Raw genomic sequence first — 18,946 nt, 5'->3', positions numbered from 1 at the left:
AGCATGGGAAGTCTTGACGAGGTGAAGGGCGAGGAAGTTAATTACGATGACTACGTCACTTTCCTCAAGAGGAGAATTAGACAGCTTGAACTCCAGGTGAGAACCCTCGAGGCGGACAAGGAGAGGCTGGAGAGAGAGCTTTCAAGGCTTAGGATGGAGATGTCGAGGCTAAGACAGCCACCGGCTTTTGCGGGCAACGTGATAGAGCTTCTCGACGACGACAGGGCAATAGTGCAGAACTACAACGGCCCGCGCTTCGTGGTGAGAATAGCCCCCTGGATAGAGCGCGACAAACTCAAACCCGGCTCAAGGGTTGCCCTCGACCAGAGGACGATGGCGGTCGTTGAGCTCCTCCCGAGCGAAAAGGACCCGAGCGTTCTCGGCTTCGAGGTCATAGAGAGGCCAAACGTTACCTACAATGACATAGGTGGCCTGGAAAAACAGCTCCAGGAGCTTAGGGAGGCGGTGGAACTGCCGCTTAAACACCCGGACCTCTTCGAGAAAGTCGGCATAGAGCCACCGAAGGGCGTTCTCCTCTACGGCCCACCGGGTTGCGGAAAGACCCTGATGGCTAAGGCAGTGGCAAACCAGGTCAACGCAACTTTCATACGCGTCGTCGGTAGCGAGCTCGTCAGAAAGTTCATAGGAGAGGGCGCTCGCCTGGTCCACGAGCTCTTTGAACTTGCCAAGGAGAAGGCTCCGACGATAATCTTCATAGACGAGATTGACGCGATAGGCGCGAAGAGGCTGGACGAAACCACCGGCGGCGAGAGGGAAGTAAACAGGACGCTGATGCAACTCCTTGCTGAGATGGATGGCTTTGACCCGCGCGGAAACGTCAAGGTCATAGCGGCAACCAACAGGCCAGACATACTCGACCCGGCTTTACTGAGGCCAGGAAGGTTCGACAGGCTGATTGAAGTTCCGCTTCCAGACTTCCACGGAAGGCTTGAGATACTGAAGGTCCAGACGAAGAGGATGAACCTCAAGAACGTTGACCTGGCCGTTATAGCGGAGCTTACCGAAGGCGCCAGCGGAGCCGACCTTAAGGCCATTGCGACGGAAGCGGGAATGTTCGCCATAAGGGACAGGAGGACGTACGTAACCCAGGAGGACTTCCTTAAGGCCGTTGATAAAGTACTCGGCTCGGAGAAGAGGCTCGCACAGGCGATAGCGATGCACGAGGTCATGTACGGCTGATTGGCCGTGTTCAACATGAGGTGGAGGACTCTCCTTTTAATTGCCCTCATATTGTTCCTCATATCCCTCGCCTTTTACACGTTAGTCACCACTGACTTGGAGGCAACCTATTCAAGCTCGGGTATCCTGAACGGAGTCTCAGTACTGTCCGGTGAAGGAGAAGCCAGGGTGGATTTCGGGGACATGCTGTCCTTCAACGTCAGGAGAAATGGAAACCTGGTGACTGCCTCCGTTCTGCCATCCGAACTTTCTCCAGGCTTTATTAAGCTCACCCTTCAGCCTCCCCATGGAGGTTCCATCTACTGGAGGGTCGAGCCACCCTGCGAAGTCCCTGTAAAGGTTTACTCAAAGGACGGGAGTTATGTACTTGAGGCGGACGGGCTCGGTGACTGTGGATCCGGGGAAGTTTCCATGGGCTTTCTTGCCACGGATTTTCCTCTGAGGCTGAGTCTTGAGACAACGGGGAGGAAGGGTCTTCGGGTATACCGGGCGAGATGGACGTTTCTGGTTGGGGAGTGAGTGAAACAGGTTTATAACGGGGTTTGCTAAGGCGCTCGGGAGAGAAATGGTCAGCAAAATAGCGATGCACGAGTCATTTACGGCTGACGTCGCTCGCTCTTCTTCCTTACATTGATTCTTCCAGCTTTGTCAGGGCCCACGCCAGCAAGTACATAGCTGGGATGGAAAGGAACGCCTTCTTATAACCCACGCCATCGATAAGTAAGCCGAGGAGGTACGGCCCCACCGTCGCGCCGAAGAAGCCCACCATGTTGACGAAGCCCATCACGGGGCCAAGGTTCTCCGGGGTGGCCTTCTCTGAGGTGTACGCGGTCACTATGGCGCCTACGGAGTAGAACGTCAGGCCCAGGGGAATAACAACCCACGGAGAAGCAGTTACAGCGAGGAGGAACGTGAGAACGGCGTTGAGGCCGAAGATCACCGGGATGCTCCCTTTCCCCATCCTGTCGTAGAGACCGCCGCCGAGCAGGGAGCCAGCTATTCCCACAGCCGAGAGCAGGGAGAAGAGGACGGAGGCACTCTCGATCGAGACGCCGGAATCCACGAGGAATGACACCAGGAACGTCAGCAGACCGAAGAAAGCGGCAAGAACAACGAAGTTCGCCGCGCTGAGAAGGAAAACGTTCCCGGGTATTGAGAAGGAAGCCCTCTGCGGCTTTGAGACCTCCCCGCGCACGGTAACGATTAGAGCAAGGCCGACGAGAAGGCTCATTGCGGAGAGAGCCGCGAAGGCGTAACCCCACTGGAGGGTGAGGGCCAGTGGAACGACGATGAGGGGCGCTATTCCGGTTCCAGCCGGGGAACCAATCATGAAGACCCCGAGGGCGGAGCCCTTCCTCTCGCGGTAGACCTCGCTTATTAAGGCTGTTGCAGGGGCGTAGTAGAGGCCGGAGAAGACCCCGTAGAGGGCCCTGACGGCGAGGAGCTCCCAGTACTGTCTCGCAAACACGATGAGTGCCGAAGAAAGTGAGTAGCCTATTATGCTTATCACGAGGAGGCGCTTCCTTCCCAGCCTGTCGCCTAAATAACCGGCCGGGACCTGGACGAGGGCATAGGGCAGGAGGAGCGCTGTCATCAGCAGGCCGGCTTCTGCGTTGTTTATTCCGAGCTCTGCCTTTATTATGGGTATCAGCGGGGGAACAGCCATCCTGTGGGCGTAGTTGAATATCCAGCCCAGGCTCAGCAGTGCGAGGAGCCCCTTCCGCATGGCTTCGATTGATAACTGAGCGTTTAAAAACCTGTCGCAAGGTAACTACATTTATAAATCCCGGGGAATATGAAACCCCGGGAGAGAAATGGTCAGCAAACTGTTGGCCCTCGACGCTTATCCGAATCTCCGCGACGTCGACTTCAAGATACTGAGGGGAGTAGAGCTCAGCATGCGCCGCTATAAATGGGTGCCCTTAGAGGAGATAGCGCGCCTCGCCAAGGTTGACGTTGAGACGGCATCGTTCCGCCTTGGGAGGCTCGACAACTGGGGCCTCGTTGTAAGGAGGAGCGATATAGGCTATATCGGCTATCAGCTCACGATTCACGGCTACGATGCCCTGGCAATAAGGGCCCTGGCGAAGAAAGGGGTTATAGAGGCCATAAGCACAGCTCAAATCGGGGTCGGGAAGGATGCGGACGTTTACGTCGGGGTGACCCCTTCGGGGGAGAAGGTCGCGATCAAGTTCAACCGCATCGGGGGCAGGACGGCCTCCAGAAAGGCAACATACCACGGGCACGTGTTTCAAGATAAACACCACACGAGCTGGCTCTACGTCTCGAGGCTTATAGCGAAGAAGGAGCACGAGGCTTTGACGCTCCTCAGCCCGATAGCCAGAGTCCCCAGGCCAATAGCGTGGAACAGGCATGTCGTTGTTATGGAGTTCATCGAAGGGAGAGAACTTGCAGAGCTTGGGGATACGGACCTAACAAAGGAAGAGGCGGCGGAAATATTGGACAAAGTGCTTGATGAGTACCTCAAGATAGTCCGCTTCGGGATAGTCCACTCGGACATGAGCGAGTTCAACGTAGTCCTGACCACGGAAGGGGACATCCTCATAATTGACTGGGCCCAGTACATGACAACAGTCAACCCCGAGAGCTATGAGCTGTTGAAAAGGGACATAGCCGTTCTGCTGAATGCGTTCGGGAGAAGGTGGGGCGTTAGAAGGGAATTCGATGAGGTGTGGCCCAGGTTTGAATCGGCCTGGAGGGAAAGCAGGGGGGAGGGGGATGGTAATTAAATACGAACCCCTTAACAGGAAGGAGAGGATAGCAAAGCTATTCCGCGAGGCCATCGAAGCGGAGAACCGGAAGGACCTGGAGAAGGCGAAGGAGAAGCTTGATGAGATCCTCCACGAGAGCATGGAAGAAGAGCCGGAGCTCTACTTTGAGGCCTGCTTCAGGCTGGCTGAGATATTTCTTCAGGAAGATAACTACAGGGGAGCCGTTAAGTGCGCCCTCCGCGCGATAGCCAGGGCTCCCAACGAGAACCTGTTCAGGCTGGGGTTCAAGAGACTGGGGGACATACTGACGATAATAAGAGAGTCCGGGAAGCTGGAAGAGCTGGGCCGCGATGGGGAGAGCTTTTTCCACCATGTTGGGGAAGACGAGGGCCTCAGGGACTTCGTTGAGGCCATGATCAGACTGGCGAGGGGGGAGAAAGTCGAAAAAGAGTTCCCGCTCAGGGAGATGAACGAGGCCCTATCCGTTCTCAGAGGATAGCTTCTATGATCCTACCCACGTACTCTTTTTCGGGCTTTAAGGGGAAGTTGTAGGGCTCCCTTTTCGGCCTCTCGTTGTAGTAGGGCCTGTTGCAGCCCGGACAGCCGTGGGTGGCGAAAACCTCCGGCGGGATCAGCTCTGTTAGCTCTTCCTTTGGAATTCCAAAGCCCGTGAGGTTGCCGTTTTCATCGAATTCAAATTCCTTAGGGGAAGAAAGTCCCTTTTCAAGGAGGTATCTCGCCAGCTGTATCCTGCGGTAGCGCTCCAGGGACGGAGGTTTGGCGTTCTCAAGGCGCGTTCCCTTAATGGGGGTGAAAGCGAAGAGAGAAACCTCGGCCTTCATGCGATAAGCCCGCGCCATGGCCTCTACCATCTCCCTATCCGTCTCCCCGAGGCCAGCTATGAGGTGAACGAAGGCACTTCCCGGGCCGAAGACATCGACGATGTCCCGGGTAAATTTCCACATATCATCCCAGGAGTAGAGGGAGTCCTTCACCTCCCTGTAGACCCGCTCGCTTGCCGCGTCAAGCCCAACACCGACGTAGTCAACTCTTCTCCCTTTGAACTCCCTCAGAAGTTCTTTTTCAACGGGCGTTATGGAGACCGAAACCGGGAGGTTTAGGGGCGCGAAGGCCTCGAGGAGCTCCAGGACATCTTCCACCATCCCGGGGTAGTCTATCGTCTGGAGGCAGATCCGGGAGAAGTTCCCCTTTGGCAGAGCATCCAAAACTTCTTCCAGCTCGAAGGCCGGCCAGGTGACGCGGGAAAGCTTCTCAAGGTCAGCTTTGCTCTCCCTGGCCTGGACGCAGAAGGCACAGTTGTTCCTGCAGTGGCCCGGCCAGTAGGTCATGAGGTAAGCGGTAGTCGGCTTAGCAAGCGTTTTTCCACTTCTGAGGCCCATCGTAACGGCCGTTCCGTAGGAGACCCTTATGAGTTCAACCATTTTCATCCCCCGCGAAGTATGCAAAGGCCAGCATTAAAAGGGCTATCCCTGCCAGGGCAGGTAGAAACTTCAGAATTCCAGCATAGCCGAGGCTTTCCGCGGCGTAGCCGAGGGCGAACTGGCCGCCCATTGTTCCGAGGTCGAAGAACATCGTGTAGACGCTTGAGCCCATCGTCCTTATCCTCCCGGGCAGGTTTCCGAGGGCCATGAGCTGCATCGCAGGAACTGCCAGACCAAAGCCAGCACCTATGAAAACGGCGCTCGCGTAGGAAGCCGGGGGGGAGAGTGGCCTGGGTGAGGAGCAGGTAACCGGTTATAACCGTGAGGAGGCCCGCCGCGGAGACCGGTATCGGCCCCATCCTGTCGGCGTTTTTGCCTCCAATCAACCTGGTGGCGAAGCTCGCTACCCCTACAATCATCATGTACCTCCCGAAGACCCTCTGGGGGTAGGAGAGCTCCTTGTAGAGGGCAGGGAGGAAGGTGGTCACGCCAGAATAGGAGGCAGAGAAGAAGAGGAGCGCTACTGACACCGCCACGAAGTGAAGCCTGAGGAGTTCTGAATAGTCTGCCTTCTCCCTCTTTTTCCCTGACACGGCGATTTTTCCAACGTCCCTTCTAACGGGAACCACAAAGAGCGCCCCAATTGCTGAGAAGAGCACCACGAGGAAGAAAGCACCGGCGAAGCCGAAGTAGTCCGAGGCGTAGCCCCCGAGGGCTGGACCGATTATGTTGCCGAGGGAGAACATCATGCCGCGCCAACCGAGGGTCTCCCCGACCCTTCCTGGTGGAGCTAAGTCAACTGCCGTCGAGAGGCTTGAAGGGTAGAATATCCCCATCGAGAAGCCATGCAGGGCCCTCGTAAAGGCGAAGAGCCAGATATTGCTAACTAAAGCCGAAACAACGTAGAGGACACCGGAAACGAGGCTGAGGATGTTTCCGAGGATCATGGCCTCAAGGCGATAACCCCTGTCGCCGATTATACCCCCTATAGGCTTTGAGGCCAGCGAGACCACCGAGGTTATCCCCGCGAGAACACCGACAATGAAGGGGCTCGCATTGAAAGTCATCGAGAAGGGGGACACTATGGGGTTAAGTGAGCTTGCGCCAAGGAAGAAAAAGAAGGTCGAGAGGTTGAGGAGCCAGATGTTTCTGCTGCTGTTCACTAGATCCCAGCCTCCGGTTCGTCCATGCCGTCCTTCATGAAGGCGTAGCTCATATGCTTCGTGTTCTTGGCGAAGCCAACGTTGCCCTTTGAGTCAACCATTATTATTCCCATCGTGTCCGGGCCGAAGTATCTTGTGGCGAGGCTTATTGCCGCCTCGCTGGCCGCCTGAGCGTCCATGCCGAGCCTTACAAAATCTGTAGCACTTTTGGCCAAGGCGAGCTTTATTGCCACCTCCCCGAGGCCCGTGCAGGAGGCCCCTGCCACTTCGTTGGCGTAGGTTCCGCCGCCGATTATCGGCGTGTCCCCAACGCGGCCGAACATCTTGAGAAAAACTCCGCCCGTTGAAGTGCCTGCAACGACCTCTTCACCGTCGAAGGCAACCGCACCGACCGTGCTCCTCAGAACCTCGGGGTACTCCTTTATCAGCTCATTCAGCTTCTTCCAGGTCGTTTCCCCGCTCTCGATGAGCTTCTTTCTGAGTTCCTCCCACTGCTTTAGCCTCTCCTCCGTTACCGGGTTGTATTCCTCGAAGCCCAAAAGGCGGGCGAACTTAACTGCCCCCTCCCCCGCGAGGAGGACGTGGTCGGTCTTCTCCATAACCTTCCTGGCGACGCTTATCGGGTTCTTAACCCCCCAGATTCCGGCAACGGCACCGGCTTCCAAGGTTTTCCCGCGCATTATGGCCGCGTCCATCTCGACCCTTCCGTCGAGAGTTAAAACGCTCCCCGTTCCTGCGTTGAAGAGGGGATTATCCTCGAGGACTTTAACGGCTTCCTCCACGGCATCCAACGCAGAACCGCGCTTCAGCTCGCGCCAGCCGGTTAAGACGGCTTCCCTAACACCTTCAAGAACCTTCGGGATGCGCTCCTCGTTTTTTATCGTCCCGGCGCCACCGTGGACTATGATAGCGACCATGGGGATCACCGCTGGAAAAAGTGCTCGAAAGGTTAAAAGGGTTATGGAAACGGGTCACCCCATTGAGACGAGGAGTATGCCGAGGATTGCAAGCGCAAGCCCTTCGAGTATCTTCCTGTTCGGCGTCTCCTTAAGGAAAACCACCGCCATAAGGGAGGCTATGAGCGGGTTTATGGATGAGACCGGGGCCGAGACCTGGGAGCCAACGGCCTGTGTCGAGTAGACGAAGAAAAACTGGCCGAGGAGGAGACCGCTGAAGGCCGCTCCAGAGAGCAAGGCAAGCTCTCTCAGGTTTGTGCTGAGGAGCTCGTCCCTGTAAGCGGGGAGAAAAACCGAAACACCTATGGCCGCAGAGAACATCCTGAGGCCGGCCAGCGTCAGGGGGTTGAAGTGCCCGGTGAGCCAGTCCATCATGGCTATGCCTATGCTCCAGGAGACGGGGGTTAGTAAAGCGTATACGAAGCCCCTGGGATCTGCGTGTTCTTCTTCCTCCGCCCTGCGGACGATTATGATGGCTAAAACTATCAGCAGAGCCCCCAGGTAAACTCTAAGGCTTACCCTCCTCCCGAGGAAGAGCGACGCCCAGAGGACTGTCCACAGGGGATAGGTGGATGTGATGGGGACGGTTCTTGAAACGCCCATCCTGTGGAGGGTATGGAAGTAGAAGTAATCGCCTATGACAAAGCCAAATTGGGCCGAGACGAAGGCAACGGCAAGATAGAGGGAGCTCGAGCTGAGTATCTCCTCTATCCCGCCCGTTGGGATCAGGACGGCAAGGTACATCAGAGAAACAGCGTAGAGGCGGATCATGTTAACTGCCACGGGGCTCCTGGACCTCATCCCGGCCTTTACCAGGATTGTGGCCGTTGCCCAGCAGAGTGCAGAGGCCAGGGCGGCAATCACTCCGAGCGCTGTTCCGTTCATGGAGGGAAAAGGAGTGGTTTAGTTTAAAAGTTTAACGTTTCGATGAGCCTCAAAAAAGAAAATTTAAGCCTTCACCGCGAGCAAGGATTGTATGATGAGCTCGGCGATGCTGACGAAAGGATGATGACGATCTTGAGTGCTGAATCACGTAGGAAAGGCTACGGGCAATTGGGGGCCCCGCTGGGGGTTTGACAGCCAGGGAACCTCCTGCACTTATCCGAGCGGCCTTCTCTGAATCCAATAAGACCCCAGAGTGGCGACCCATCGATACCCTTTTAGCCTTTCCACTCAAACTTCCACGGTGGTAACATGGCACTTGGAAAATTTGGTGATTCTGCGTACCTCTACCCGGGGAGCCCTTCTACGCTAATCCGGGTTTTTGATGGAGGGGCAGTCCTGATCGACCCAGGCCACGGGAGCGGACGGCACAAAGATTTGAAAAGGGAAATCAGAAAGCTGGGACTTGATGTCAGGGCCCAGCTGGCGACCCACGGGCATGCAGACCACATAGCCGTTGCCCCGGAGATAGGCGCGCCGCTTTTCATCCACCGCTTCGAGTTCTCGATAGCTGAAAGCCCCCTCAACAGGGAGCTTTTAACATTCGGCTCAAAGGCACCGGAAGGCTTCCTCGTCTTCCAGTTCCCGGAAGGAGTAAAGGTTAATGCGGTCTTCGAGTGGGGCGATGAGCTTTTTGGAACAAAGGCGATAGGGCTCAGCGGCCACTCGCCGGGGATGACGGGCTTCCTGGACGATGAAAACGGGCTAATCTACGCCGGAGACTCCTTCTTCGGTGAAAAGCTCATCCAGTCCGTCGGGGTGCCGTACCTCATCGACCCAGAATTATTCAAGACTTCAATCAAAGAATTACATAATTATGTAGACAAAGGCTACCTGCTCATCCCCTCGCACGGGAAGCCTGTTGGAGGAGAAGAAGCGGCGGAGCTGCTTGAGTTCAACCTTAAACGGGTGGATGAAACCGAGTCCCTGATTTTAGATCTCCTGCGAGACCCGATGTCTGTTGACGAGCTGGCCTTCAGGATAATGGAGCACTACGGCGTAGTCATAACCCCTCAGAAGCTCGCCCTCAACCTCGTCCCTGTGAGAGCTTTCATAGCCGAGCTGTACAACAGGGGGGAGATAGACGTCTTTGTGGATGGGGGACTTAAGTGGAGGGCGAAGACCCGCTGAAGCCATAAACAAATCCCGGGGCACCTCCCCTGACCCAGCGAATCTAAGAATGGCCGGTCTCTTTCCATTTAGGGGATAAACGAAAGCCGTTATGAAAACGGGGCTTAAAGGAAGAGCGTGCCGAAAATGACGGGCAAATTACAAAGGGGTCAGCCGAAGAGCCACAGAACCGCTCCCGGGAACCTTTTGCCCCAGTAGTATTCGTTGTGATCACCGCCTTCATCGATGACTACCCTGATGTTCACCCCTTCCGTGTAGCCCCTGTTCTCAAGTATTTCGACCATTTTCTCGGCACCGCTGATTATGTCCTGCGATTCGGCCGTCCCCCAGTCGATGTATATCTTTTTCGGCCCCCCGCTGGCGTTCTTGACGAAGTCGTAAATCTCCGGATTGAACCAGAACGCAGGACTCATGACCCCCACGTACTGGAAGACGTCGGGATAAAGAAAACCGGCATAGAGTGCCATCAGTCCGCCCAGAGAGGAGCCCATGATGCCCGTCTTTTCTGGATCGGTTCTGTACTGCGTGTCTATGAACGACTTGAGGTTTTTCACTATGAATTCAAGCGTGGCATTCCCAAGACCGCCCCGCCCGTACTTTTCGTTCACCCACGGAGCGTACTCGTCGATTCTCCTATCGCCTCCGTTGTCTATCCCGACCACGATTATTGAGAAGTTTTTCTCCCCATAGAGCTTTTCGAGGGCTTCGTCGACACCCCACTCACTCAAAAAAGCCGTTGCGTTGTCGAAGAGGTTCTGGCCATCGAACATGTAGAGTACTGGATACCTCTTTCTCGACGAGTTATAATCCGGGGGAAGGTAAACCCATATCCTTCTCGTGTCGTTCAGCTGCGGGATGAACATCTTGAAAGTCCTGACGTTGCCCGTTACCGTGTGCTCCTTGCTGGACTCGACGTAGTCGCGCCAGTTGTAGACGGTAAACTCGTAGGTATCTGCCTTTGTGAAAACGAAGCGCCTGTTCGAAATCTCCTCCCCGTTGGGCCCTTTTTCAACAGTTTCCCACGAGCCCCTCGTGAACTTAAACTCTATCACCGTCCCGTAGGGAAAGGTCAGGTCTATTGCCCACCTACCGTCCGGGAGTCTCTTCAGTCTGTAACGCTCGTCTCCTGGGTTCCAGCCATTGAAATCCCCGGCAATATAGACATAATCTCCCTCCGGCGTGTACTCGGGCACCGAGACTACGAAGGTCACGGTTATTTCGTTGAGGGTGGTGGAGGCTGTTGTCGTGGTCGTTGTAGTTGCGGTTGACCTGCCTGTGGTTGTGGTAAGTGGAAGTGTAGTTCTGGTTCCGCTGGTGGTGGATGTAGTTGTGCCTGGGATTACATAGCCACTGGTTGTGGTGGTTTGGGGAGTGGTAGTCCAGGTCGTTTTGGTGGCAGCGTTGTCCGGACTGGATGTTGTCCCCGAAGTGTCCCCGCTCTGAACGCCGGATCCATGATTAACACCAAAGTAAAGGCCGGAAAGGGCAAGTATAATGAGCATCAGCGCACCGATCAATCTTACGTCCATGTTGCCACCGGGTAAACTTAGTCTGAGGGGCTTTTAGCCTTTTCCGCAACCGTTTTTAGGGAAGTCTCAAAATTTCCATGGTGGTCTCGATGAGAGAGCTGACCCATGTGGACGAAAGGGGAGTGAAGATGGTAGAAATCGGGCACAAGGATATGGTTTTCAGGAGGGCAGTTGCGAAAGGGAGGATAAGGCTGAAACCGGAGACCATTCGCCTGATTCTTGAGGGAAAAACCAAGAAGGGAAACGTCATAGCCACGGCCCAGATAGCCGGAATTCTGGCGGTGAAAAAGACCTCCGAGCTGATCCCGCTCTGCCATCCGATACCGCTCACGGGCGTTGATATATCCTTTGAGTTCGGAGAGGACTACGTGGAGGCTGTCTGCGAGGTCAGGGCCTACTACAAGACCGGCGTTGAAATGGAAGCGCTGACGGGTGTTACGGTTGCTCTGCTTACGATCTGGGACATGGTCAAGGCCGTTGAAAAGGATGAGCGGGGGCAGTATCCGAACACGAGGATCGAGGGAATAGAGGTAATAGTAAAGGAGAAGGGGGAAGACATCCCATAGAGTTTCGTTCGACGTGACCCTTTTGGGACATCAGTGATCAAAACCCCTTTTAATTCCCTACGGTGAGAACTGGAAGAAATTGAAAGGACATTGGTGGCGTTTCCGCAACATTTATTTATCCGCTTTCCCACTAAACATCGAACTCCTGCTGAGGTGATATGCATGAAATCGAAAAAGGCCGCATTAGTCCTTTTGCTGTTGGGGGCCCTTCTGTTATTTGCCTCCGGAGCAAGCGCTCAGGAAAGCCCTTACTACTACGTCAAAACTTACGGTGGTTCTGGATGGGACAGCGGTAATGCCATGGCCATAGCCCCAAACGGCGACGTTATAGTCGCGGGCTACACGGAGAGCTTTGGCTCGAGCAAAAGTGATGCCCTGATAATGAGGCTTGACCGCCAGGGGCAGGTAAAGTGGGCGAAAACCTACGGCGGAAGCGGTTACGATTGGATTAACTCGATAGCTGTGGACCCCAGAGGAAACATAGTGGCGGTTGGCTACACGACGAGCTTTGGAAATGGTTCAGAGGATCTCTGGATTCTCTATCTGGACGAAAACGGAAGCGTTAAGTGGCAGAAGGCAGTGGGCGGCAGTAATACCGACGTTGGAAACGCGGTTACCATAGCACCCAATGGAGATATAATAGCGGTCGGGCAGACTGAAAGCTTTGGTGCGGGCTGGAGTGACCTCTGGGTTCTTCGCTTTGGTGCCGATGGAACCCTCAAGTGGCAGAAGACCTACGGTGGAAACGATGACGATGCTGGCACTTCGGTTGTCGTTGCTCCCAACGGGGACATAATCGTTGCCGGCTACACCCTGAGCTTTGGAACTGGCTTCCAGGAAGTCTGGGTTCTTCGTCTGGACGGAAACGGAAACATCCTGTGGGAGAAAAGCTACGACCTGAACTCCAACGAAGATGCCGCAAACTCCGTCTTAGTAACTTCCGGCGGCCAGATAATCGTTGCAGGCTACACCTCGGATATTAACGACAAGAATGCCCTTCTAATGAAGCTTGACGGAAACGGAAACCTCTTGTGGGCCCGCACTTACGGCGGAAACAGGGACGATGAAATTAATTCCATAGCCATTACCCCCGCCGGCGACATATTGGCCGTAGGAGGTACCTACAGCTTTGGTCTGGGTGGAGAAGATTCCTGGGTTATGATGCTCGACGGAAATGGCTACCTCAAATGGTCAAGAACATACGGTGGAGTTTCGGACGAATACTTCTCCAGCATGGCTCTAGAAAACGATTCCACCGCAATTCGTCTCGCTGGAACCACCTGGAGCTTCGGTGCATCCGGCGACGTCATGGTCCTCACCATACCCTTTGATGGGAACCTTCCGAACTGCGGCTGCGGACTTTCACAGAACCCGCTGCTGGCCAGTGTCCAGCCGAGCCTTGCAACCACGAGCGCTCAGGTTTCAGTGCCACCGGTGAGTCCCCAGCCAACGGCGGTGGCTCCAAAAGATGTCACCGGGAACATTGTAGTAAACAACCTCTACTCTTCCGCGACGCTCTCAGTTGAATCCACTCCCCCGGGGGCAACCGTTTACGTAAACGGAACCAAGATCGGGACAACACCCCTGCAGACGTTCCTCCTCCCGGGAACTTATGAAGTAAGGCTTAGTATGCCCGAGTACGAGGACTACGTAACCACTGTAACACTCTCTCCCGGTGAGAGCAAGACTCTGAGCGTCACCCTAACACCGACCTTTGGCTTCCTGACGGTTTATTCCAACCCTGACGGGGCCAAGGTTTTCATCGATGACTCCTACATTGGGGACACTCCGATTGAGAATTACAAGCTCTCAGTCGGACAACACTCCCTGAAAGTGACAAAAGAGGGCTATTATGATTACACGACGACTGTAACGATAAATCCGGGGCAAACTACAACGATCAACGCCCAGCTCAACCCCCGGCCGGCAAGCTTAACGATAGACTCAAACCCCTCGGGAGCTGAAGTCTATCTCAACGGAACTTACATGGGGACAACACCGCTCAGCATTAATGTCACCCCCGGAACTTATGAAGTAAGGCTTAGTATGCCCGAGTACGAGGACTACGTAACCACTGTAACACTCTCTCCTGGTGAAAGCAAGACTCTGAGCGTCACCCTAACACCGACCTTTGGCTTCCTGACGGTTTACTCCAACCCCGCTGGTGCTGAAGTTTACCTCAACGGCACGCTAATCGGAACAACCCCAGTTGAAAACTACAAAGTCCACGTTGGAACTTACGTGCTCAAAGTTGCTAAGGACGGATACGAGACTTATTACGCGTTTGTAACAATCGAGCCTGGAAAGACTGCAATCGAGAACATAACCCTCAGGCCGGTGGGGACCACTACAACGACCACAACTCACACGACCACTACTACAACCACAACGACCACATCTCCAGTTACCACAACCACTACTGCAACAACTACGACAACCATTACCACCAAGCCAACCACGACTACTACGACCACCACAACCACTACGACAAGCAAGGGAGAGGGTGGAGCTGGAACAGCGGCGATAATAGCTGTGGTAGTCATAATTGGCCTGGCTGCGGCACTGTTCCTCCTGCGGAGGAAGTGAACCTTTCCCTCCTTTTCTCCCATTTAGGGTAACATTTAAGAGGGCAAAACCTTGTAATACGGACGGCCTGTTTTAAAGGGTGCCAAGGGTGATAGTGTGTTCAACGTACTCGTGGTCAGATACGGGGAAATCGGAACGAAGTCGAGGCAGACGAGGAGATGGTTCGAGAGCCTGCTCATGAACAACATCCGCGAGGCCCTGGTTAGCGAGGGGATTGACTTCAAGAAGGTCGAAGCCAAGCACGGCCGCGTTCTGGTGAGGACGAACAGGGCAGAAGAAGCCGTTGAGGTTCTCACAAGGGTTTTTGGTATCGTCTCGCTCTCGCCGGCAATGGAAGTTGACGCTGAGATGGAGAAGATAAACAAAACGGCCCTCAAGCTTTTCAGGAAGAAGAAGCGCGAGCTCGGGCTTGAAAAGCCTAAATTCAGGGTCACCGCGAGGAGGATAACCAAGGAGTTCCCACTCGAGAGTCCGGAGGTTCAGGCGAAAGTCGGTGAGTACCTCCTCGAGAACGAGGAGGGCGAGGTTGACCTGCACAACTATGACATCGAGATTGGAGTGGAGCTGATGGAGGGCAGGGCCTATATCTACGTCGACAAAATCCGGGCCTGGGGCGGCCTGCCGATAGGGACACAGGGTAAGGTCGTGGCTCTTCTGAGCGGAGGCATAGATTCTCCTGTCGCCGCTTTCCTCATGATGAAGCGCGGCGTCGAGGTGATTCCGGTCCACATTTACATGGGCGAGAAAACCCTCGAAAAGGTCAGAAAGATATGGAACCAGCTGAAGAAGTACCACTACGGGGGAAAGAGCGAGCTCATCGTTGTAAAACCAAAAGAACGCGAAGAAATCATCCAGAAGCTCAGGGAGATGAAAAAGGAGAATTACACCTGCGTCTTCTGCAAGTTCATGATGGTGAGGAACGCGGCCAAGATAGCGAAGGAATTCGGCGCCAAAGGCATAGTCATGGGCGACTCCCTCGGTCAAGTGGCCAGCCAGACGCTCGAGAACATGTACATCGTCAGCCAGGCGAGCGACCTGCCTGTATACCGCCCGCTCGTAGGGATGGACAAGGAGGAGATAGTCGAAATAGCCAGGAAAATCGGCACCTTCGAGCTCTCCACCCTTCCCGAGGATGAGATACCATTCATACCGGAGCACCCGGTCATAAGGGGCTCGTGGGAGGAGTTTAAGGAGCTCTACAAAGCGATATTCGGAGAGGAGCCAAAGAAAAGGGAGTGCTGAGGTGGTAAGATGAACTTCGAAAAGCTGTCCGCTTATATCTCGGTCTTTCTTCCCGTGATATTCCTGGCCGGCCTCACGGTCGTGCTGGGCAAAAACCCGTGGTTCTCCTTTACCAATAACGCCCTCAGCGACATGGGTTCGCTCAAAAATCCTGAGAGGTGGTACTTCAACGGCTTTCTGATGGCCTTCGCAGTTATAACCCTAATCGCGGCCGTTGGGGCATTCAGAAGCGGCCTCAGCTACTTGATGATTTTTGCATCGGTTTCTCTCTTCCTCGTGGGCGTTTTCCCGGAGGAGTTGCCCTATCATTCCCCAGCCGCGGTTCTCTTTTACCTCATCGCGCTGGCGGATATAGCCATAACAGGGATTAAGCTCGGCCGCTCCGGGGTTTCACCCGGCTACCTGTGGTCAGTTCTGGCAATCTTCACCTTCATTCTGATGCTTTATCTGATAAAAGCCCACGTCTTCAGGGGTTTGGCCATTCCGGAGATGGTCGGCGCAATAACGATACTCGCGTGGTTCGTCTACATCGGTCTGCTCAGGCTGTGTTCTCAACTATAGGAAAAACTTCATATATCCCCCTTTCCCACCCCGGACCATGAAGGCGGTCGCACTCCTAAGCTCGGGCATAGACTCCCCGGTCGCTATTTACCTCATGCTCCGAAAAGGGCTGGAGATAACGCCCCTCAACTTCAGGCAGAGCCCTAAAAAGGAGTCCAAGGTGATGGAGCTATACGAAATCCTCAGGCGCTACGGAAAGCTCAACGAGCCCATATTCGTTGACGCCTACGAGGAGCAGGGGCCCGTTTTTTCAAAGCTCGCCGAGCTGGGAAAGGTCAAGTGGACGTGCCTCTTCTGCAAGTGGACGATGGTGAGAAAGGCCTGCGAGATAGGGCACCAGATTGGGGCAAAGGCAATAGTGACTGGAGATTCCCTTGGCCAGGTCGCTTCCCAGACCCTCGACAACCTGGCCATAATAAGTTCCGCCAGCGATCTGCCGATACTGAGGCCCCTCATTGGAATGGACAAGGAGGAGACAGTCCGGATAGCCAAGGAAATAGGAACGTTTGAGGTCAGCATAAAGCCTGAAGAGCCGTGCCCCTTCGTGCCTAAGTATCCCATCGTGAGGGGCTCCCTTGGGGAGTTCCTCAAAATAAAGGAAGGGCTCGTGAGGGAAGGCGTTCTCCGATAAAACCACAAGCTTTTATACCTCTCCACCAACCTACAATGCCCCTGCGCGAGGACCCCGGGGAGAATGAACCGGGGGGCGATGCGGGGGCTACAGCCCGGTCTCAGCGAGGTCCTCGCGGGAGGGCCTTCCGCGTTACGGAGCACGATGACCGCGGGAAACCCAGACCGGGCACAGTTCTGGCCCGCCTGGGTTAACCCGTCCGATTCTGCCGTCTGGCTTGGATGAAGGCGGGGGTTACGGGCGGGCCACACTAATCCAAGAGAAAGAAAGAAGAGGGTCACTCGAGAACTTCTAATACCTTAGCCTTGACTGTTCCCTTTCCGCCGGTTGGTTCGACGAGGGTGGCTCCACAAACCAGGCACCTAACCTGTATCGCCGGGTTGCTGAAGACTATCTGCTCGTTTCCGCAGTCAATGCACTTGACGCGGAGGAACTTACTCCTGGGCATGGGTATAAGGTTCTGCGGGAGAGCCATAGCTCATTCCTCCGTCATCTCAAACTTCTTAACGCGGAAGCCCTTTCCTCTCGTGTGGGCCTTACCGCAGACGGTGCAGACGAACCTGAGGTCGAGCTTTTTGACTGGCTTTTCTCTTCCCGTCGGGTTCGGCCTTGGGAAGCCGCGGTAACCCTTCAGGATCCTGCGGAACCTCCTCTGACCCTGGCTGAGCTCGCTCCTTGGTCTCTTCTTGACCTTCTCGACCTTGTGGATCGTGTGCTTCCTACAAAACGGGCAGTAGGTCCTCATCTGCTTTGGGTACTTCATGCTTACACCTCCAGCAGGGGCCCGGTGGGTTCCTACCTGCTTGCTTCGGACACCCCCGAGCCATGAGGCATGATAGCGCCTGCAAACCCCGATTGCTTGGAGGCTTTAAAAAGTTTTGCGGATGGGGAATTCAACGGTTTCCCTTCATCTTCCTGTCCCACTCCTCCAGCATTGTGTCAAGCGCCAGAAGGCTGTTGAGTCTCAGCCTCACCCTGCCGCTTTCCCAGTCTATCGAGCCTTTGAACTCGTTAAGCAGCTCGAAGACCTTTTCGGCTTCTTTCTCAGGGAGGTTTTTGCCATAGAACTCCTCGCCGCAGTTGGGACACTTGAAAGCGAACTCGCGGAGTTCGTTGAGGAATCTCCCCCTGTCCGACAGGATTTCCTTCATTTCGTTACCCCTTTTCGCCAGCATCTCCTCAATTAATTCCCCCCAGTCAAGGGGCGAGCCGCAAAGCGGGCACCTGGCCAATTCAATCCACCCCCTTCAAAAACCCCTCGATCTCCTTCAGGATGAGCTTAATGGCCTCATCGAGGTTTTTCTTTCCGTTCGCCCCGGCGGCCCCGGCGTGTCCGCCACCGGAGCCCTCTATAAGGGGCCCCACTTTCTCCATGACTCTGCCGAGGTGGAGGCCCTTCTTTACGAGCCCTTCCCTGGCCCTCGCCGAGATTCTGACGTCCTTTTTCTCGCTCCCCACTATCGCTATATCCGCTCCAAGGCTCAGAAACGTCTTGCAGGCGAGAGACTCGTAGGCGGAAACCTTTGAGACCGCTATGATGTACCTGCGGAACTTCTTTATCTCCAGCCTCTGGCAGGCCTTCAGGATAGCCATTCTCTTCGCCTGATCCATGTTCTCATCGCTTACTGGCGCTACTAACTGGAATATCTCCCCCATCTGGAACGGGAAGCGCTCAAGCATCTCCGAAACTGCCTCGAAGGTCTTCGCGTTGGCAAAGCGGAAGTTTGCAGTATCCGTGACGATTCCGGCGAGCAGGGCCTGGACGGCGGTCTCGTTGTAGAAACCGAGGTATTTGAAGAGTTCCCAGACGACCTCGGCCGTTGAAGTTCTCGAGGAGTCCACCACCGTTATATCTGCCCTTATCGGACTGTCCTTCTCAACGTGGTGGTCGATGACTATTACAGTCTTCCCCTCTGGAATTTTGATGGGCTCGAGCTGTTCTAAAGACGACGTGTCGAAAATAAGGACGACGTCCTCCTCAACGGAGGGATTTTTCTCAACCGGAACCGGGGAGAAGGTGAGAAGCCTCTTGGCGTAGGAGGATACGCTCTGGGCGACGCCTATCCTGACTTTCTCAACGCCTGCTGATTTTAAGTAGTGGGCGAAAGCTATGGCTGAACCCAAGGAATCAGGGTCGGCGTTGTGGTGGCAGAGGAGGAGGAATGATTTATCCTTTGAGCTTTCAAGAAAGCGCCTGAGCTTTATTTTGCCTTTCATCCCGGTTCCTCCAAGATTTCTTCAATCCTCAACAGAGAGCCTAGCTAC

General features: G+C 54.9%; 19 protein-coding genes and 1 pseudogene. 10 read left to right on the top strand and 10 right to left on the bottom strand.

The window, feature by feature from the left end; all coding sequences use genetic code 11:
- Positions 1-3: 3 nt before the first annotated feature.
- Positions 4-1,200 carry a proteasome-activating nucleotidase gene (locus ACZ47M_RS04755; RefSeq protein ID WP_315340628.1) on the top strand — a complete coding sequence of 399 codons (1,197 nt, stop codon included), beginning with the start codon at positions 4-6 and terminating at the stop codon, positions 1,198-1,200.
- A gap of 6 nt (positions 1,201-1,206) precedes the next feature.
- On the top strand, positions 1,207-1,719 hold the full coding sequence (locus ACZ47M_RS04750) for a hypothetical protein (protein WP_464883407.1): 513 nt from the start codon (positions 1,207-1,209) through the stop codon (positions 1,717-1,719).
- 106 nt (positions 1,720-1,825) lie between these two features.
- On the opposite strand, the gene ACZ47M_RS04745 is transcribed toward ACZ47M_RS04750, so the two are convergent.
- Positions 1,826-2,926 carry an MFS transporter gene (locus tag ACZ47M_RS04745; RefSeq protein ID WP_315340623.1) on the bottom strand — a complete coding sequence of 367 codons (1,101 nt, stop codon included), beginning with the start codon at positions 2,924-2,926 and terminating at the stop codon, positions 1,826-1,828.
- 88 nt (positions 2,927-3,014) lie between these two features.
- Between ACZ47M_RS04745 and ACZ47M_RS04740 the strand changes: the two genes are divergently transcribed.
- Complete coding sequence (locus ACZ47M_RS04740; RefSeq protein WP_315340620.1) at positions 3,015-3,950, top strand: serine/threonine-protein kinase RIO2; 936 nt, start codon at positions 3,015-3,017, stop codon at positions 3,948-3,950.
- Positions 3,940-4,431 carry a hypothetical protein gene (locus ACZ47M_RS04735; protein WP_315340617.1) on the top strand — a complete coding sequence of 164 codons (492 nt, stop codon included), beginning with the start codon at positions 3,940-3,942 and terminating at the stop codon, positions 4,429-4,431. The genes ACZ47M_RS04740 and ACZ47M_RS04735 overlap by 11 nt, the downstream gene beginning before the upstream one ends.
- On the opposite strand, the gene ACZ47M_RS04730 is transcribed toward ACZ47M_RS04735, so the two are convergent.
- The 4 genes and pseudogenes from ACZ47M_RS04730 to ACZ47M_RS04715 all read right to left on the bottom strand — a co-directional run bounded on the left by ACZ47M_RS04730 (position 4,421) and on the right by ACZ47M_RS04715 (position 8,378).
- Entirely contained in the window at positions 4,421-5,374 is a 954-nt protein-coding gene (locus tag ACZ47M_RS04730) for a radical SAM protein (RefSeq protein WP_315341053.1), read from the bottom strand. The two genes, ACZ47M_RS04735 and ACZ47M_RS04730, sit on opposite strands and share 11 nt — an antisense overlap.
- A pseudogene (locus tag ACZ47M_RS04725) lies at positions 5,367-6,537 on the bottom strand (MFS transporter). The gene ACZ47M_RS04730 and the pseudogene ACZ47M_RS04725 overlap by 8 nt, the downstream one beginning before the upstream one ends.
- Positions 6,537-7,454 carry an isoaspartyl peptidase/L-asparaginase family protein gene (locus ACZ47M_RS04720; RefSeq protein ID WP_315341050.1) on the bottom strand — a complete coding sequence of 306 codons (918 nt, stop codon included), beginning with the start codon at positions 7,452-7,454 and terminating at the stop codon, positions 6,537-6,539. The pseudogene ACZ47M_RS04725 and the gene ACZ47M_RS04720 overlap by 1 nt, the downstream one beginning before the upstream one ends.
- Positions 7,455-7,508: 54 nt before the next feature.
- On the bottom strand, positions 7,509-8,378 hold the full coding sequence (locus ACZ47M_RS04715) for a DMT family transporter (RefSeq protein WP_315340614.1): 870 nt from the start codon (positions 8,376-8,378) through the stop codon (positions 7,509-7,511).
- Between the two features lie 309 nt (positions 8,379-8,687).
- Between ACZ47M_RS04715 and ACZ47M_RS04710 the strand changes: the two genes are divergently transcribed.
- Positions 8,688-9,566, top strand: a complete 879-nt coding sequence (locus ACZ47M_RS04710; RefSeq protein WP_315340611.1) for an MBL fold metallo-hydrolase — start codon at positions 8,688-8,690, stop codon at positions 9,564-9,566.
- A 149-nt stretch (positions 9,567-9,715) separates the two neighbouring features.
- Here the strand turns inward: ACZ47M_RS04710 and ACZ47M_RS04705 are convergent, their stop codons facing one another.
- Positions 9,716-11,095: an alpha/beta hydrolase-fold protein gene (locus ACZ47M_RS04705; protein ID WP_315340608.1), complete on the bottom strand. Its 1,380-nt coding sequence runs from the start codon at positions 11,093-11,095 to the stop codon at positions 9,716-9,718.
- Between the two features lie 89 nt (positions 11,096-11,184).
- Here ACZ47M_RS04705 and moaC point away from each other — a divergent pair, with 89 nt between their 5' ends.
- The 5 genes from moaC (at position 11,185) to ACZ47M_RS04680 (ending at position 16,681) form a co-directional block, all read left to right on the top strand.
- On the top strand, positions 11,185-11,661 hold the full coding sequence (gene moaC, locus ACZ47M_RS04700; protein ID WP_315341046.1) for a cyclic pyranopterin monophosphate synthase MoaC: 477 nt from the start codon (positions 11,185-11,187) through the stop codon (positions 11,659-11,661).
- Between the two features lie 162 nt (positions 11,662-11,823).
- The gene (locus ACZ47M_RS04695) at positions 11,824-14,247 is read left to right on the top strand and encodes a PEGA domain-containing protein (protein WP_315340605.1); all 2,424 of its coding nucleotides are present in this window, start codon (positions 11,824-11,826) and stop codon (positions 14,245-14,247) included.
- A gap of 96 nt (positions 14,248-14,343) precedes the next feature.
- On the top strand, positions 14,344-15,489 hold the full coding sequence (gene thiI, locus ACZ47M_RS04690) for a tRNA uracil 4-sulfurtransferase ThiI (RefSeq protein WP_315340603.1): 1,146 nt from the start codon (positions 14,344-14,346) through the stop codon (positions 15,487-15,489).
- A gap of 9 nt (positions 15,490-15,498) precedes the next feature.
- Positions 15,499-16,050 carry a DUF998 domain-containing protein gene (locus ACZ47M_RS04685; protein WP_315340601.1) on the top strand — a complete coding sequence of 184 codons (552 nt, stop codon included), beginning with the start codon at positions 15,499-15,501 and terminating at the stop codon, positions 16,048-16,050.
- A 37-nt stretch (positions 16,051-16,087) separates the two neighbouring features.
- Complete coding sequence (locus ACZ47M_RS04680) at positions 16,088-16,681, top strand: adenine nucleotide alpha hydrolase family protein (protein ID WP_315340599.1); 594 nt, start codon at positions 16,088-16,090, stop codon at positions 16,679-16,681.
- A 277-nt stretch (positions 16,682-16,958) separates the two neighbouring features.
- On the opposite strand, the gene ACZ47M_RS04675 is transcribed toward ACZ47M_RS04680, so the two are convergent.
- From ACZ47M_RS04675 to ACZ47M_RS04660, 4 genes are all read right to left on the bottom strand, one after another.
- Positions 16,959-17,156, bottom strand: a complete 198-nt coding sequence (locus ACZ47M_RS04675) for a 30S ribosomal protein S27e (protein ID WP_315340597.1) — start codon at positions 17,154-17,156, stop codon at positions 16,959-16,961.
- A gap of 3 nt (positions 17,157-17,159) precedes the next feature.
- On the bottom strand, positions 17,160-17,444 hold the full coding sequence (locus tag ACZ47M_RS04670) for a 50S ribosomal protein L44e (RefSeq protein ID WP_315340595.1): 285 nt from the start codon (positions 17,442-17,444) through the stop codon (positions 17,160-17,162).
- A gap of 130 nt (positions 17,445-17,574) precedes the next feature.
- On the bottom strand, positions 17,575-17,913 hold the full coding sequence (locus tag ACZ47M_RS04665; RefSeq protein WP_315340593.1) for a hypothetical protein: 339 nt from the start codon (positions 17,911-17,913) through the stop codon (positions 17,575-17,577).
- Between the two features lies 1 nt (position 17,914).
- Complete coding sequence (locus ACZ47M_RS04660; protein ID WP_315340590.1) at positions 17,915-18,898, bottom strand: DHH family phosphoesterase; 984 nt, start codon at positions 18,896-18,898, stop codon at positions 17,915-17,917.
- Between the last annotated feature and the right edge of the window lie 48 nt (positions 18,899-18,946).

This window comes from Thermococcus waiotapuensis (assembly GCF_055384795.1).
Note: the sequence above shows the minus strand (reverse complement) of the source record. Positions and strands in the feature narration are given on the sequence as shown.